This is a genomic window from Nocardia arthritidis (assembly GCF_011801145.1).
GTDB lineage: Bacteria > Actinomycetota > Actinomycetes > Mycobacteriales > Mycobacteriaceae > Nocardia > Nocardia arthritidis_A.
In genome coordinates this window covers 4117196-4133642 of sequence record NZ_CP046172.1, presented here as the reverse complement: position 1 = coordinate 4133642, position 16447 = coordinate 4117196, and the positions used below count along the sequence as shown (strand labels likewise).

Genomic DNA, 16447 nt, shown 5'->3' with positions numbered 1-16447 from the left:
CCCTTCTGATGGAAAGCCAGAGCAAAGCCGTCACTGGACCAGCCGTCCGCCCTCGAGCCGCACGATCCGGTCCGCCGCCTGCGCTACGCCGAGGTCGTGCGTGACAAGCAGAACCGCGCAGCCCTGCCTGCGGGAAGCCGCCACCAACTGGTTCATCACGCGTTCACCGGTCGCGGCGTCCAGACTGCCCGTCGGCTCGTCGGCGAGCAGCAGCGTCGGCTCGCCGACCATGGCACGGGCGATGGCCGCGCGCTGCATCTCGCCCCCGGAGAGCTCGCTCGGCACATGGGCCGCCCGATGGGAAAGCCCAACGCTGTCAAGCGCTTTCATCGCGGCCTCGCGACCCCTGCGGTGATCGAGAACGAGCGGAAGCGCGACGTTCTCGAGTACGGTCAGGCTGGGGATCAGATAGAAGAACTGGAAGATGAAACCCACATGACGCCTGCGGAGTTCGGCGCGTGCCGAGGCGCTCATCGGCCGTAGCTCGGCGCCGTGCACAGCCACTCGCCCGCTGTCCGGATCATCCAGTGCCGCAGCAAGATACAGCGTCGTGGATTTACCCGAACCGCTTCGCCCGATCAGTGCGACGATTTCACCGGAGCGAACTTCGAGGTCGGCCTGGTCGAGGATCGAGATCGTCTCGCCCCCACGGCGATACGTCTTCGTCACTCCCTCGAAGACCAACGCCGCAGTATCCGAATGAAGCTCGGTTCGGCTGCCGGATACGACGGCCGACTCCGTGTCGATTGTCGCCGACTCGTCTCCGGCACCCGGGTGATCATTGGCCACTACTACAACCCCCTCGCGTAGTCGATGCGCAGTGCCATGAAATTTCGAATCGTGAATCGCTGAGATCGCAAACTTGTCCACCGCTCATGCGATGGTAGCACGGAACGTTGGAAATATTGCCGACCGGCGAATCGTGCGTAACTTATTTGCACTACCAGACAAAGCTCGGCCCCTCGCTGTACAGCTCATTATCCGCGCCTTCGACCCAGGGTATTCTGACGACGATACGGGCCAGATCATCGTGCAGCACCGCGTCGTGCAACATTCTCAATTCATCCCCGGGTTCCGTTCCGATCTCGTCCAGCATCAGCTGACGAGTCGTCCGATAAGTTGTCAATGCGTCACCTCGCCGACCTGCGCGGTATTGCGCTATCATCAATTGCTGACGAAAACGCTCCCGATAAGGATAATTATTGGTGAGCGGGATCAGCTCACCAATCAACTCACAGTCCTTGCCCGCCAGCAACTCCGCATCCATCAACCACTCGACAGCCGCCAATCTCATTTCATCGAGCCGGGCGGCCTCGCCCTCGACCAAGGGTGTTACCACCCCATCCAGAGCGTGCCCCCGCCATAACGAGAGTGCTCCTCGGACACCTCGGGAGATCGCAGGCCAGTCCATGGCACCACGCTCGGTAGCCGACACCAGCTTACTCATCCGCTCGACGAACTCGTAGTGATCGAAGAAATGATCGGAGCGCTCGAGAACATATCCGGGATGAGCGGTTTCTATTATTTCGCCATCGCCGTCGGGGCAGAGACTTCGGCGAAGTCGCATGATGCACGACTGTATCTGCCGCCGTGCAGTCGTCGGCGGATAGTCCTTCCAAACACCGTCGATGAGGCGATCGACCGAGACGATCTGATCCGGCTTCAACAGCAGCATGGAAAGGACGACCCGGTCCCGACGGCTGTTGATGCGCACCCTGCGCTCGCCCCAGACCTCGAGCGGGCCGAGGATATGGAACCTGAGATGGTTTCGCATTGAGGTTCTTTCTGATTAAATATAATCCTTGACCAGCCGAAGCACATACCGTGACGCCCGCCGACCTCGGTATGATCGAATCACCTCCTGTCCCACTATGATGCAATAGATAGCCGAACGAAGGCTCTCACCCGTGGATATAATGCATGGTCAAAGTCTTTCGACTTCGGCAAAGTTCTGAATTGATACCGGTTTCGATTACGATGATGGTAATCGAAAATCGTCACGCTTCGGCGCCGTCAGGCAACCTGAATCATAAGTCATCACACCGATGCATTGAATGCATAATTCCATCGAGCAATCGGACAAATAACTTCGAGACGCGCAATGAGTCCCTCCCTATTTGAAACTCCCCTGCTGCCCTCACAGACTATACTCAGGCAACGACTCGCTCAAGGGGGTTGACAGGATTTTGTCAACCCGATCCCCGTGCACATTTCGAGCACAGTTTCCTTCAAGATCATTTCCAACAGAAACCAACTGTTAGGTATTTTATTTTTATATATCCGAGCTATGGCACGATTTCGCTCATTATGCGCGCGTGCATATCGAGCATTTCGCGCCCGAATTTTCTATATCGGGTACCCATTCCTCGACCGAGGTCGAGTTGCCGCAGGTTCAAATCCTGTCAGCCCGACGGTGCAAACCCCTGCCGACCAGCGGTCGGAGGGGTTTGCACGCTCTCGGCTCGGGGACCATCCCTCCAAGATCCTGCCGACGCCCGGCGCGCCGCGATCACAGTTCAGCCGAACAGAGACGCGCCCGCCGCCTCCAAGTCCTCCGGCTGAGCCACGGCGGACACGCCAGAGCAAGCCCGTTCACGGAGCCGATGGAACATCGCCGAATACTACCGGCGATACCGATATAGTCGGGCGTACCGTACCGAAACCTTGCTGGCTGCAACGCTTCTCACTCTAGGTACCGAGCTGAAAGAATTGACGGAGAACCATGTCGAGGTCAGCTTGAAGGAAGTCGACAGCTATTGTCCCGTACCGGCCGTCTGACCGGTAGATACTACGACAGCCCGGTGACGCTGCCCTCGTGCTCGCCACCCGGCGGGGCGACAACGCGAACCACACGATGCCGACCGTGGATCATCGAAAGGCGCTTGATGACAACAACTTCCGCCGCATACGAGACCACCGTCGGTTTCACCCTCGCCGCGTTCGCACGGAATTCACCGCAAGTGGCAATCACTTATAACGGAGGGGAATGGACGTACGGGCAGCTGCTTGACCGGGTTCACCGGATGGCGCGCTCTCTCGCTGCTCGAGGATTGAAACCCGGCGACGTCGTCGCGCTGGCAACCGGCGCGGACCCGGACACATTCGCCCTGAAGTTCGCGGCCAACGCCCTCGGCTGCGCCGTTTGGATCATCTATGACGGCCTCGGACCGTCGCTGCTGACCGAGATGCTGAGCTATGTCGAACCGGCCGCGGTCGTGTTCATTCCCGGCCCTGACGATGACCATCTGCTGGCGGTGGTCAAGCAGATGCCGGGCACTGCGGCACTCGCGCTGGGCCCGCATCCGGACGCGGTGAACCTCGCGGATTTGGCCGCCGCCCAGTCCGGAGAACCGGTCACCGTCCGAGCGCGACCCCAGGATCTTTCGTCGATTCGGCTCACCGGCGGCAGCACCGGAACACCCAAAGGCATCCCACACACGTTCGCTCTGCCGGTCTATTACAGTCCGGCCGCGCTGCAAGCCTGGAACTTCACCCAATTGCTTTCCACCGCGGTCGGGCACCTCGGTGGGCAGCTCGCCGAAGTCGTTCTCACCGCGGGCGGGCGCGTGGTGCTGCACGGCGAGAACGCCTTCGATCCAGGTCACGTCCTGGAATCCATTGAGCGCGAACGGATCGGCTTCATCTGGATGCAACCGGCGATGCTGCACCAATTGCTCGACCATCCGGCCCTGGAGTCCGTCGACACCTCGAGCCTGCGCTCGCTGATGATCACCGGCGGTCCCACAACGCCAGAACGAATGGCTCAGGCGGTCAACCGATTCGGGCCGATCATCTCCTCCGGATACGGCACCTACGAAATCGGCCAGATCACCATGCTCAGCCCAGCCGAACACCAGCATCCTGAACTACTCAACACCGTCGGACGCCCAGTACCGGGCGTGGAGGTGAGTATCCGCGACGTCAACGACGAGCCACTGGCCACCCGCCAGACCGGCGAAATCTGCGTCCGTGGACCGGGATTGATGAGCGGCTACTACAAACTGCCGGAGCTGACCGCCCAAGTGCTGCGCGACGGCTGGCTTCACACCGGTGATCTAGGTTTTCTCGATGGCGACGGCTATCTCAATGTCGTCGGCCGCAGCAAGGACACGATCGTCGGTGTCCGCGAGACCGTGTATCCGGCCCAGATCGAGAAGGTCCTGAACCGGCATCCCCGAATTCAGCAGTCCGCCGTGTTCGGCGTAACCGTCGGCGCTGTGCGGGATGAAAAGATCGCCGCCGCAGTGGTTCCCAAAGCATCGCACCAGCTGTCCGAGCATGAGGTCATGGATTGGGTACGGGCCGAAATGGGAGAAGCTTACGCACCCGAGGTCGTGCTGATTCTGCCCGAGATGCCGACCATCAGTAGCGGCAAGCCGGACCGCACGGCTCTTCGATACCTTGCCGCCGACGGCCGGTGACGGTCACGCAGCGCCATAGTTCTGTGCACGCCCGGCGGCCGTGTAACACCTGGCGCAGTAGCCATGCGCTTGGGGAAGCACGTGGCCGGGCAAGCGCCGTGTACGGGTCAGCCCGCAGTCCACACAGTGGGTTGGACGGCGGCTGGTTTCAATCCGCTTCCGCTGCCGACGTTTTCTACACCAGAATCCCCGGATTCGCCGGTATCTCCACCCTGCCAGGCGTCCGGGGATTCTGTCGTTGACCACGCCGTCGTGTCGTTGATTACGACAGCACGACGGTGTGATGACACTGCAGACCGTTGAAGTGTCCCAAGACCCTTATCTTCACAACATGATTCGGTCGATCATCGAGGCGTGAACTCTGCTGCCTCGCAGCGGCGTCCGGTCGGTCGAGTCCCGCAGCTCGAACGCCCAAGACCCCGCAGTCGCCTTCAGAAACGCTTACTGCGAATAAGGAGGTTGGTAACAAAACATAGACATGCGGACCCGGTGAGGAGGCGTCGACCACAACGCAGTCGTCGCATGCGAATTGCCACCCCAGTTCGCCAACGCTCGACCGGTATTCGGCGACTAGGAAGGTGGATTCACGCCGGAGTCACGTGGGACGGCTGGCTGAAACTCGGTGCGATCGCCACCGCATCCGGAGTGCTCGGCGGACTCTGGTTCACTTCACACTCACTTGACGCCACCAATAGACAGCTCGGGGTGGCCGAGCAGGCGGAAGTTACGAACAGATTCTCGAAGGCCGTCGAACAACTCGACAGCGACCATCTCGATACCAGAATCGGTGCGATTTATTCGCTCGAGCGGATTGCCCATGACTCCCCAGCAGATCGATCAACAGTATTCGATGTGCTCGGCGCCTTCGTCCGAACGCGGGCACCAAATACTCCCGAATGCTCTACCTTACCGCCACCGCATCCAAACCCCGACGACCTTCCTAGGCTAGCACCCGATATCCAATCCGCCATAACGGTGATCGGTCGACGCGATACCCCGAGCGTTGGCCACGTGGATCTTTCCCGCACCTGCCTTAAAGGAGCTGACCTTAGGTTCGCAGACCTACGGAACGTAGACCTGGAGTTCTCCAGCCTCGTTTGGGCCGACATGCGGCACGCAAATCTTCAAGGGGCAACAGTACACTTGGCGAATTTTCACAGTGCATACATGAATGGCGTGAACTTGGAAGAGGCAAGATTTGAGGTCGTGAACTTTACCGCCGCATTAATGGAGGATGGCAATATTCGTAGCGCCAAAATGATCAATTGCCCCTTGATCAACGCGGTCTTTTTAGGAGCAGACCTCAAGGGCTTGGAGATCAGCTTCTCCGATCTATCCGGCGCAGACTTTGCCCCGGAGGTTAATTTAGAGCATTCGACTGCGGCGAAGAATCTAGGCCAGGCGAAATTAGAGCACGTTCATTACAACAACGATACGACGTGGCCGAAAGGGTTCACCCCTCCCGAGAATGCCGATCCAGGTCTCTAGATCACACCGTTTGCATGGTGCCACAGCTCGAAAGTATAGTTTGCCGGAGACGTGATATTCACGCCGACATTAAAGTGCTGACCGACGTGCATCGAAGATTGGCAATTGGGTACTGAAGTTCGGCTACAGTTCCAGGCGCCCCTGATCGCCGTAAATTTCGAAGTCCGCACCTCGAAGATAAGCGGCGTGCTGAGCATCCGCACGAGCGGCGATCTCCGCAATTGCGGCTACGTGCTCCCTTCTCATAAGCCACACCCAAGCCGAAATTGATGCGATTACCAGCAATACACCCCACGCGATCTGTGGATAATGACCGGTTGCGGCGGTACTGACGCACACGGTGATACCAAGCGCGATACCAACTACAGCCGTGGATTTCGGATAAGTCACGATCAAATAGCGCACCAATCGCAAGACGCGTGGTACCAGCCAGCAGAGGATGACAACCAGGACCAGGACAAACTCAAGGAATGAGCTTGCGTTCGGGGGTTTCTCTGTACCGGTCCGCGAAGTTCGTGTTGTTCTCCCACGACTTCGGTTACGTCGTCGATGGCGCGAGACACCGACCGAGAACGGGCCGATGCCACCTCCGAATCCACGGTTGGAAATACCCGCCCTGACTCCGAACAGGCTCCCACCGATGCCAAGCCTCGTATCTCGTAATCGTTGTCAACCCATCGATCGCTACAGAAGCTCGGTCGACAGGGCATTCCAGAACCACTGATCACAGCTCCGGCTCATATTTCTATCCCTCTACTATGCCGATCGGCTCGACGCCGCTCAACAATTGCTGCATCAGGCCAGTCTCACCTCGGTAAGCGAGGCCTCCACCAGCTCTCAACTCGCAACCCTCCACGACGCCCGTGAACCACGGCCGACTTACACTGCGGCACAACGCGTTCCTCTCACCTGGGACACACTCGACGAATTCGGCACCGTGGCTCGCATCGACTTGGTCGCCAACATCTACTGCGGACGATTCGGAGCCTTGGGGACCACTTTGGGACCAGCTTGATCTTTGCAGGGGTAAGGAGAGCATCGCACCGTCGTCTTGAAGAGCCTTGATGTCGGAGTGCAGGTGACGCTGCGTGATACTGGGATCGGAGTGGCCAGCGATCTGTTGTAGCCGGTGCGGCAGGAGCTAGCGTCGGCGAGCCAGGTGAGCCCGGTATGCCGAAGGTCAAGGCGACGCAGAACGCTCGTACCCGAAGGCGACCGCATCGCATCCGCATCGGCTGCCCCGCCATCGACGACAGCATCGGCATCGAATACCTCGAACACGATCACCACAATGCATCCGAACCACACCACCACCGAACCCCCGATGGCCATCTACCCGGAGAGCCCGGTCACCGCGGTCCGGAGAACCAATGCCTACAACCGGAGCCGACCCAAGGTGCGTTTGAAAGTTGGTCACCGATCACCAGATGTGTGGGAGCAGACGGTATTCGACCTTCTGGGTGTAATCGGAGTAGTCGGTGAATATCTGGCGCAGGACCTTCTCCTCGTAGGACATCCGCATCAATGACAGCGGCACCATGCCGGCGAAAACGACCAGGCCCCACCAGGATCCGAGGGCGACGGGTATCGCGGCCGCGTAGAGGAGGACCCCGGCGTGCATGGGGGAGCGGACGACGGCGAAGGGGCCGGTCGAGATCATCCGCCGATCCTGCGGCGCCTCGGTGGTCACGGAGGTGGCGCGGCGGAGGATCTCCTGGCGTACGCGGTAGGTGATCAGCAGGCCCGCGGCGACGAGGAGGTCGGCGGCGAGGCTGATCGAGGGCGGGACCGATGACCAGCCGAACCGATGGTCGAAGCCGGGGACGACGAGCAGGGCGCAGAAGCCGAGCCTCGCGAGGATTACGATGAGCCGCTGACTCGTCAGAGTTTCGCGCTGCGATTCACCCGACCTTCGCCGCCACGACGGTGCTTCGTCACGACGCGCGAAAGAAGCCAGGATCGCCGCGCTGTAGCTGCCGAGCATCGCTGCCATCAGCGCCCATGCCTGCCAGTAGTTCAGCGTCCAGGCCGAAAGGAAAACAATCGCTCCACATATGGCGACCGCCCCCACCAATGCGATGGTGTACACCACATAGGCTCTGCTCATTGCTCAAACATCCAGTCCGCGAGACCTACCGAGTCTAACAGTCGGTCTCAGCATGAGCACGCGCAAACATCTGCTACCACAACATGATTCGCCGTTGCGGTCAGCTAGCTCGAATTCCCGACGAACCACTGACATCCCACCGGCGTGAGCTGACAGAGCGCCAGCACCAGCCCTGGGCTCATCCCCCGCAGGCGCAGGGCCGACGCCCGCCCTGGCGACCGTGATAGATCCCGAGGGGGCTCATCCCCACAGACGCGGGGCGGACTAGCCGGTCCCGCAACGGGTTTCAGAACAGGGCTCATCCCCGCGGGCGCGGGCCGGACCAGCATGGCAGCGTGTGACAGCCAACTCAGCGACACAAACCGATAGGAATGCATATAAAGCACGGTCTCACCGATACCGGGCGGGCGCCACGAGTCCTAGTGCGCCGTAACCGGTCAGCAAGATCCCGATACCCGGGCCGACGACCGCGCTGGGGGTAACAGCCGTGGCGAGGCCTGTGACGAGACCGGCTAGGGCGACCAGGCAGGTGAGGACGCTCAGGGGTTGGAGGCCTGGATCGTTCAAAGGTGCTGCGAGCGGATAGAAATGGGCCCCGACTACGCCTGCGACGGCGACCGGGATGAAAGCCGAGTTCCCGGTTGCTCCGAGAACGGCGGCGAGAACCGCGATCAGACCGAATTCGACGCCGACGATAATGGCGTAGTGGCGGCTCGCCGCGGCGTCCCGCACAACGGTGTCGCCGCCTCGATTGCGGAAACAGACTGCGGCACCGGCGATTCCGACGACAACGGCAAGTGCCGTGCCGATGTCGAGCCAGAATTTCAGCCATCCTGGCGGAGCTTCCTGCCCCCAGCCGAACCACATCAAGCTGAAGAAGCCGAAGATCACCGCCGTGATGCCTTGCGACAGCCGCGATCGTCCACCGTTCAGTGCGCCCATCGGATCCCCTCCTGAACCCAGACTACCGAGTGCGCTGGCTGTGACGCCCCCTGGAGTGTGGCTGCTGGTGATGGGCATCGGCGCGGCCATCGCTTCACTTCTTCTGACCGTATGCGGCCGGGTCCCGCGTGCCGGACTGGTACAGGCAGGATGCCTGGCCCTCGGCGCCGTAGCTCTCGGCACCCTCGCCTTCGTGCCGACGCAGCCCGCCCATGCCGAATCCATCACCGCCCCAACCTGATCAACGGATGCCGCACCGAAACCACCATGACGACATCACGGATCGAGAAGATGTCTCACATCTGCCTCTTGATCATTTTGATGTTTCTGTGGAATCTGTTCTGTCGAGATCCTCGGCGGTGCCGTCGATGGCTGGGCCGCAATTGTCGGGAAGGTGGGCAACGAGCAGCGCGACCGCCTCGTCGGGGGTGTCGACCAGTCCGAGCTCAACTGGCTCACGGTGCGGAATGCCCTGCCTGACCACGCGGTATCTGCCGTCCTTCAAAGGCCAGATCACGGGGAGGTCGCGGCTGTAGGGAAACCGGGTGCAGCGGCTCAGACGCAGTGACTCGTGGCTGGTGAAGGGGAACAGGACCCGCAGTCGTGGTTGCGCGTAAGCCGCTTCGATCAGGTCGTGGTCGATATGCGATGCTCGGGTCCGACGATAGGATTTCCACGTAACGGCGACGGGATCGCCGTGCTCATAGGCTTCGGCGAGCTCGCTGTAACGGACGAACGACCACCCGTTTCGCAGGTCCCGCAATGTGGCGCCGGATTGCCAAAGACCGACAGCGCCAGCGGCGGCGTCCAGTTCGACAGTCCCTCCGCTGGCCATCATGACGCCGCGCTCCCAGAACTGGAGAGAAAACCACCGCTCCTTGATGGCGAGCAAGATGCTCACATACCGACGATCGTTGCGAACCGTGGCTCCGACATACCGCCAACCCGGAGATTCAGACGGAACCACCGCCAGGTCGAAACCGACACGACGTAGTTCCGCCTGGAGCACCAGATCCAGGCTCCCCGCAACGGCAACTTCCGGATAGAGCGCGGCGATCTCGGGCCCGAGCGGGCTCGACACAAACGGGTTCGAAATCTCGACATGAGGCATGCATCCAGTGTCGCAGTCGACTCACGCCCCTTCCAGGTTCGGCAACGGCCTGTGGCGATTCCGGCCGAATACCGGATCTGGCGCAGAATGCACATTGATCATGAGCGATCATCTGCGGCGTCGCTCGCCGTGCCGCATACCTTGCAATGGCCGAGTTTTCGGAACTCGGTGAAATGTTGCTCGAATGTGACGAAATTTATTTCGAAGAGTCTGTTGAAAGTCAGTGGCGGGGCGATCCCTAGTGTCAATCGCAACATTTCGTACACCAGGAAGTAGGCATGGAACATGCCGGCCGCCCCGTTCGCGACGTTGAAATCGCTGCCTCGAGTACAGCTGAGTTCCTGGGCGAATTTCGGAGCGCGCTTTTCCGCAACCAGGCAGTTGTAGCACCCGGAGCGGCCGGGCGTGACGGAATATGCATTGCCGATTCCGGCTGCGACGCTGCCGGCGATCATGATGATGCCGCGATCGACGCAAGCATTATTGACCCATCGGTTGATGAAGCCGTCGAGCTTGTCGGCAACGCAGACAACTACATGGGGTGCGGCGTCATCGATGAAATCGGCCGCGTCTTCCGCCCAACGGATCCGGCGAGCTGACGCGGCGAAGTCGGTATCGAATCCGGTGCGAAGGTGGCTGACGCCTGCCTCCAACTCGTCGACAGCGGAGGTCGAGCCTTGTCTATTCGGATCACTAAAATGGACTTTGTCGAAGTCCACCGCTCTGACTACACCTACGCCCAACTGTGCCAACGCGATCGCAACATTGGACCCGATATCTCCCATGCCGATCAGTCCGACGCGCAATTGCTTCAGTGAGCGCTGGTGCCGATATTTGGATTCGCCCATCGGACCGAGAAGATCGAAGAAGCTCAGGTTGTCCAGGTATCCTTCCAATTCATCTCGGGACATATCCGGCTCCACCGCATCCTCCAGATATCCGGATTCATCGAGTTCGTGGAGAGCGTTATCGACTTCCCGGGGAGTCAGTACGTCGCGGAGTTCGTCCTTCAAATGTCCGATCGTCCTGCTGCCATCCAGCAGCACAACGAGCCGGCGATACCTGCCCTCGGGATCACCGATCTCGGCCGCGTACCCCTCGCCCGCGTCGAGACGAATCCTCCGAGCCAGTAGCAGGACACCGAAGATTTCTTTGATCCGTGGCCGCACCATAAGCTGGACCGACATGCCCCTCGTCTCCTCCGGATATCGTGGCCGCCACCCTGACCGTGCGTTCTCCCGCCGAATCGGCGGGTGATCAGAGAGTGCTCGTTCACCCGCGCGCAATCGTTGTGGGAACGTAGAATTCGCTGGTAAAGGCGCGATGGTGGTCTATCCATCGAGGGGTGGCATAGTGGCGACGTTCCGTGTGCTGGGACCCGTCGAAGTGGTGGTCGGTGGTAGTCCAGTCGATCTGGGACATGCGCGGCAACGGTCGGCGCTGGCCGTACTGCTGGTCGAGGTCGGCCGGCCGGTATCCGTGGACGTGATGATCGATCGGTTGTGGGGTGAACGCCCGCCGATGCGGGCGCGAGAGACCGTGCGCGGCTACGCATCTCGGTTGCGTCGCGTGCTGGAGACGGTAGATGTGACGTTGCGCCGGCGGACGGGCGGCTATGTGATCGAGGCTGTGCCGGCGGCTGTGGATGTGTACCACTTCAGGCAGTTGGCCGAGGACGCACGCCGGGTCGACGATGACGTTCGAGCCGCCGACTTGTTCGGCCAGGCACTGCAATTATGGCGTGGTACACCATTTTCCGGGTTGGACAGCCCATGGCTCGCCGAGGTGGCCGATCGATGGGAGGCCGAACATATTGCGGTACAAGGCGAATGGATCGACCGGATGCTGCGGGCAGGGCGGCATCCGGAACTGATCGGCGTGCTGCCCACGTGGGTTGCCGAACATCCGCTGGATGAACGTTTGATCGGCCAGTGGATGGATGTGTTGCGGCGCAACGGCCGACAAGCCGAGGCGTTGCAGGTATTCCACGACTTGCGTGGCCGGCTGGCCGAGGAGTTGGGCGTCGACCCCGGACCACAGCTTCAACAGCAATATCAGTCCATCCTGCGTGGCTCCCCGATTCCGACCACACAGCGATCCACCAGACAAATCGGCCGTAAAGACATTCCCAGGGACATACCGGATTTCACTGGACGTGGACAGGAATTGGCCCGCCTGATGTCCGTTCTCGGTCAGGGCGACGACAATGCCACCACGGGCGGAGTCGTCACCATCGACGGCATGGCCGGTGTCGGCAAGACCACCCTCGCAGTCCACGCCGCACACCGGCTGGCCGATCGCTGCCCCGATGCTCACTTGTACATCGACCTCTGCGGCCACAGCGAGCACGACTCCCTGGACCCCATGACCGCCCTGGAAGCTCTCCTGCGCGCGATCGGCGTGCCCGGTCAGATCATCCCCGCCACGCTGGACCGGCGTGCGTCGCTCTGGCGCGCCGAAACCACCGGGCACAGCATGCTTTTGGTGTTGGACAATGCCGCCGACAGCGGTCAGGTCCGGCCGCTGCTCCCAGGCGCGGGCACCTGCGTGACATTGGTGACGAGCCGACGGCGGCTGGCCGATCTGGAGGGTGCGCGTGCGCTCTCCATCGACGTGCTGTCCTCCGAGCAGGCGATAGACCTGTTCACCCGGATCGTGGATGACGCTCGCGTCATCGCCGAACGCACCGTGGTCGCCGAGGTGACAGCGCTCTGCGGGCAGCTGCCGCTGGCGATCCGGCTGGCCGCTTCCCGACTCCGCGCCCGGCCCGCCTGGACCGTGCGGCATCTTGCCGACCGGTTGCGTAATCAGCAGCGTCGGCTCGGCGAACTGGCGGTCGGCGACCGCAGCGTAGCCGCCGCCTTCACCCTGTCCTACCAGCATCTCGATCCGCAGCAGCGGCGGATGTTCCGACTGCTGGGCCTGGTACGCGGCCCGGATATCGACATCTGGGCGGCCTCGTCCCTGGCCGCGATCGGCCTCGACGCCGCAGAGCGATTGCTGGAGAGTCTGGTCGACGCCCACCTGCTCGAGCAGCCCCGGCCCGGTCGCTACCGTTTCCACGATCTGCTGCGCGATCACGCGCATGCCACCATGCTCGCCGAGGAAACTCCGGACAGCCGACGACAGTGCGCGCAACGGTTGGTGGACTTCTATCTGCACACCGCCTACGCCGGTGACCGGCTGCTACGACCGACCAGGATTTTGTTCCGGCCGGACTTCCCATCGCCGGGCTGTCACCCGCGCCCGTTGCACGATCACACCGCCGCGTTCGCGTGGTTCGATGCCGAGCATCTCAATGTGACCGCGGCCCAAGAACTGGCCATCACCCAGGGATTGCACCAAGCCGTATGGCAGCTGGCATCGACTCTGCGCCAGTTCCACTGCCAGCGCGGCCATTTGTCCGCCGATCTCGCCGTCTGCCGGGCAGGCATGGCCGCGGCCGACGAGCTCGGCGACCCCGTCGCCCAGGCCCATGCACACCGGCTCCTCGGCCAAGCCTGCAGCACGGTCGGGCTGTGGGTGGAAATGCGCGAACATCTCGAAAAGGCTCTCGCGCTGGACGAGCAGACGAGCGACCTGGCAGGCCAGGCCCATACCCACCATCTCCTCTGCTGCTACTGGGATATGGGCCGCAGCGATCCGCACCGGGCAGTCCAGCACGCCACCCACGCATTGCGGCTGTTTCAGACCCTCGGCCGATCGGATTGGGAGGGGGAGGAACTCAACAGCGTCGCATGGCTTTTCGCCCATCTGGGTGATTACGACCGCGCCCGCGCCGACGCCACCACAGCCCTGGAGCTCTGCCGACGTCACGGCAACCGACTCGGCGAGGCGATGACGCTGGACACCCTCGGCTACATCGCCCACCACAGCGGCGGTCACACCGATGCCCTGACCTTCTACCAGCAGGCCCTCGCGATCGACCGCGAACTCGGTATGGATTTCGGGTTGACGGCCACTCTCGATCAGATAGGTCACACCTACCGGGCCCTCGGTCGGCCCGACCAAACGTTGGCCGTCTGGCAGGAGGCCCTGGAGCTGTTCCAGAGCCAACACCGTAAGGACGACGCCGAGCGGATGGCGAAACAGATGGCCGCACTGGGCTACTCGTGAGGCGCCGCGCGGCGAACGAGCAATCGCGAAATCACGCCAGACCCTGGCCGCGGTCTTCGAAGAGGTTGTCGCCGATTGGCCGGAAGGAGACGCCGAGCACTTCGTCGGCACGCTGGAACGATTCGTGGGCGATTTGAGCGACGATACGAGCTCGCACGTAGCGAGTGAATCCCGGATACGGCAGGGTGCGGGATCGTCAGGTCCGCAGGTAGGAAGCACCATTGAGGTCGAGTACCGTCCCGGACGCCCAGGCCGCCTCGGGCGAGGCCAGATACCGGACCGCGGCGGCGACCTCCTCGGGCGTCCCCACACGCCCGAAGGGGCTCTGGGCGCGAATCGCCGCACCGGCCGGAGCGGCCAGGGACGACTCCTGGCGTTCGGTGCCGACGATTCCGGGCGCTACGGAAGTCACCGCGATCCCGTGCGGGGCAAGCGCGATGGCCATCGACTGCCCGAAAGCATGCAGTGCGGCCTTGCTCGCACCGTAGGCGGGGAAATCCGGCTCACCCCGGAACGCACCGCGCGAACCGATATTGACGATGCTGCCGGACGCACCGCGGTCGATGAGATGGCGAGCGGTGCAGTAGGTCAGGTGGACGGCGCCCAGGAGGTCGACATCGATCATTCGCCGCCAAATCCGTTGCCACTCGGGATAGTTCACCTCCGTCACGGCGTGGCGGTTGTCGGCGCCCGGCGCGATGGCGGCATTGTTGACCAGGACATCGATCCCACCGAGCGCACGCGCGGTCTGGTCGACGATATGCTGCGCCGCAACGGGATCGGCGACATCGCCGGTCACAATCGTGTGCCCGATTCCAGGTAGCCGCCGCACTGTTTCCTCGGCGCCGGTGCGATCGCTCCCGTAATGCACCGCCACCCGATCACCGCACTCGGCGAATGCCAGCGCCACGGCCCGGCCGATCCCACGCGAGGCTCCGGTGACAAGGACGTTCCTCATCGGGCGAATATCTGCGACTCGTCGTGGAATGCCTTGAACTCCAACGCATTTCCGGCGGGATCGCGAAAGAACATCGTCCACTGCCGCGCCGGCCGGTCAGGGAAGCGGAGATAGGGCTCGATCACGAATTCGATCCCGGCCGCGCGCAACCGGTCGGCCAGCGCATGGAAGTCGTCCGGCGTCAGCAGGAGTCCGAAATGCGGGATCGGCACGTCATGCCCGTCGACCTCACTGGTTCCCGGCGGGATCCGGCCGCCCGGCACCAGGTGCGTCACCAATTGGTGACCACGCAGATTCCAATCGATCCAATGGTCGGTGGAGCGTCCCTCGTCGAGGCCGAGCACATTGCGGTAGAACTTGCGGGCCTCATCCAGGCTGTCGACCGGTATCGCCAGATGTACCGCGGGACGGGTCGCCATGATGACTTCTCCCTTCGATCCGATCTGCTCCTGCGAAGCGGAGCGGGTTCGAGCTTGCGGCATCGAATGTCCGAATGTCAACATTCAGACATGACAACGCTGCCCAAGGTGCCCCGTCGCGGCCTGGCACACGAGGCCGCCGATCTCATTCGCCAAGCGATCTTCTCCGGCGATTTCCCGCCGGGGGCGCCGCTGCGGGAGGTTCAGCTCGCCGCCGCGCTGGGAATCAGCCGCGGCTCGGTGCGCGAGGGCTTGGCGCTGCTGGAACGCGAGGGACTCATTCGAGGCGGCTGGCACCGCGGCACCAGCGTTATCGAGATCACCGCACGCGATGTCGAAGAGGTTTACACACTGCGCTCCGCGTTGGACCGGCTCGCGGCCGTCACCGCCCAGGCCAAGGCCGGCCCGGCGCAATGGGCCGAACTCGACGCCCTGGTCGAGGCGATGACGGCGGAACTCGGCGATGCGGCGTCGGCACCCCGATTGCTCGCGCTCGACATCGCCTTTCACGACCGGATATACGAAGCCGCCGACAACGACAGACTCAACCGGGCCTGGCAGGCGGTGCGCTCACAGGTCTACCTGTTCCAAACGCGCCGGGTCGCCTTCGGCTACGAGCACTATCGCGAACGTGTGGTCGACGAGCACCGTGAACTGGTGGCCCTGCTGCGCGGCGGCGACCGCGAAGCATTGGCCCACTGCGCCGAAGAACATGTCCACACGGCCCGCCGCAGCCTCCTCGCCCATCTGCCGCCCGATTCGAGCGGCCAGAAATCGAGCACCACATGACGGACCAGCGTCGGGAGGGATCCGGCCGCGGCCGATCGACGTCCAGTTCTCCTGAGCGTGCCCCGGATCGCAACCATCAATGGGCGGAGCCCCGCC

The 16447-nt window shown here is 62.3% G+C and carries 15 protein-coding genes; 5 read left to right on the top strand and 10 right to left on the bottom strand.

The window, feature by feature from the left end:
- Positions 1-30 precede the first annotated feature (30 nt).
- Together F5544_RS18610 and F5544_RS18605 are read right to left on the bottom strand one after the other, a co-directional pair.
- The gene (locus F5544_RS18610; RefSeq protein WP_167474356.1) at positions 31-684 is read right to left on the bottom strand and encodes an ABC transporter ATP-binding protein; all 654 of its coding nucleotides are present in this window, start codon (positions 682-684) and stop codon (positions 31-33) included.
- A gap of 256 nt (positions 685-940) precedes the next feature.
- Positions 941-1774, bottom strand: a complete 834-nt coding sequence (locus F5544_RS18605; RefSeq protein ID WP_167474355.1) for an AfsR/SARP family transcriptional regulator — start codon at positions 1772-1774, stop codon at positions 941-943.
- 1111 nt (positions 1775-2885) lie between these two features.
- Here F5544_RS18605 and F5544_RS18600 point away from each other — a divergent pair.
- Positions 2886-4421, top strand: coding sequence for a class I adenylate-forming enzyme family protein (locus F5544_RS18600; RefSeq protein ID WP_167474354.1), 1536 nt, complete (start codon positions 2886-2888; stop codon positions 4419-4421).
- A 675-nt stretch (positions 4422-5096) separates the two neighbouring features.
- Here F5544_RS18600 and F5544_RS46410 read toward each other — a convergent pair.
- Positions 5097-5240, bottom strand: a complete 144-nt coding sequence (locus F5544_RS46410) for a hypothetical protein (RefSeq protein WP_238847318.1) — start codon at positions 5238-5240, stop codon at positions 5097-5099.
- A gap of 33 nt (positions 5241-5273) precedes the next feature.
- Here F5544_RS46410 and F5544_RS47090 point away from each other — a divergent pair, with 33 nt between their 5' ends.
- Complete coding sequence (locus F5544_RS47090) at positions 5274-5909, top strand: pentapeptide repeat-containing protein (RefSeq protein ID WP_275107060.1); 636 nt, start codon at positions 5274-5276, stop codon at positions 5907-5909.
- Between the two features lie 123 nt (positions 5910-6032).
- Here F5544_RS47090 and F5544_RS18590 read toward each other — a convergent pair whose 3' ends face one another.
- The 3 genes from F5544_RS18590 to F5544_RS18580 all read right to left on the bottom strand — a co-directional run bounded on the left by F5544_RS18590 (position 6033) and on the right by F5544_RS18580 (position 8958).
- Positions 6033-6314: a hypothetical protein gene (locus F5544_RS18590; protein WP_167474352.1), complete on the bottom strand. Its 282-nt coding sequence runs from the start codon at positions 6312-6314 to the stop codon at positions 6033-6035.
- Positions 6315-7329: 1015 nt separating this feature from the next.
- Complete coding sequence (locus F5544_RS18585) at positions 7330-8016, bottom strand: methyltransferase family protein (RefSeq protein ID WP_167474351.1); 687 nt, start codon at positions 8014-8016, stop codon at positions 7330-7332.
- A gap of 390 nt (positions 8017-8406) precedes the next feature.
- Complete coding sequence (locus F5544_RS18580) at positions 8407-8958, bottom strand: hypothetical protein (RefSeq protein ID WP_167474350.1); 552 nt, start codon at positions 8956-8958, stop codon at positions 8407-8409.
- 40 nt (positions 8959-8998) lie between these two features.
- Here F5544_RS18580 and F5544_RS18575 point away from each other — a divergent pair, with 40 nt between their 5' ends.
- Positions 8999-9199, top strand: a complete 201-nt coding sequence (locus tag F5544_RS18575; RefSeq protein WP_174867359.1) for a hypothetical protein — start codon at positions 8999-9001, stop codon at positions 9197-9199.
- Positions 9200-9271: 72 nt separating this feature from the next.
- On the opposite strand, the gene F5544_RS18570 is transcribed toward F5544_RS18575, so the two are convergent.
- Together F5544_RS18570 and F5544_RS18565 are read right to left on the bottom strand one after the other, a co-directional pair.
- Positions 9272-10069, bottom strand: a complete 798-nt coding sequence (locus tag F5544_RS18570) for a DUF6193 family natural product biosynthesis protein (RefSeq protein ID WP_167474349.1) — start codon at positions 10067-10069, stop codon at positions 9272-9274.
- Positions 10070-10167: 98 nt separating this feature from the next.
- Entirely contained in the window at positions 10168-11256 is a 1089-nt protein-coding gene (locus tag F5544_RS18565; protein ID WP_167474348.1) for a HesA/MoeB/ThiF family protein, read from the bottom strand.
- A gap of 166 nt (positions 11257-11422) precedes the next feature.
- Here F5544_RS18565 and F5544_RS18560 point away from each other — a divergent pair, with 166 nt between their 5' ends.
- Complete coding sequence (locus tag F5544_RS18560) at positions 11423-14185, top strand: AfsR/SARP family transcriptional regulator (RefSeq protein ID WP_167474347.1); 2763 nt, start codon at positions 11423-11425, stop codon at positions 14183-14185.
- 196 nt (positions 14186-14381) lie between these two features.
- On the opposite strand, the gene F5544_RS18555 is transcribed toward F5544_RS18560, so the two are convergent.
- Both F5544_RS18555 and F5544_RS18550 read right to left on the bottom strand, forming a co-directional pair.
- Positions 14382-15143: an SDR family NAD(P)-dependent oxidoreductase gene (locus F5544_RS18555; RefSeq protein WP_167474346.1), complete on the bottom strand. Its 762-nt coding sequence runs from the start codon at positions 15141-15143 to the stop codon at positions 14382-14384.
- Entirely contained in the window at positions 15140-15562 is a 423-nt protein-coding gene (locus F5544_RS18550) for a VOC family protein (RefSeq protein ID WP_167474345.1), read from the bottom strand. The genes F5544_RS18555 and F5544_RS18550 overlap by 4 nt, the downstream gene beginning before the upstream one ends.
- 90 nt (positions 15563-15652) lie before the next feature.
- On the opposite strand from F5544_RS18550, the gene F5544_RS18545 reads away from it, so the two are divergent.
- A complete protein-coding gene (locus F5544_RS18545; RefSeq protein ID WP_167474344.1) occupies positions 15653-16351 on the top strand; it encodes a GntR family transcriptional regulator in 699 nt (232 codons plus the stop codon).
- Positions 16352-16447: the final 96 nt, after the last annotated feature.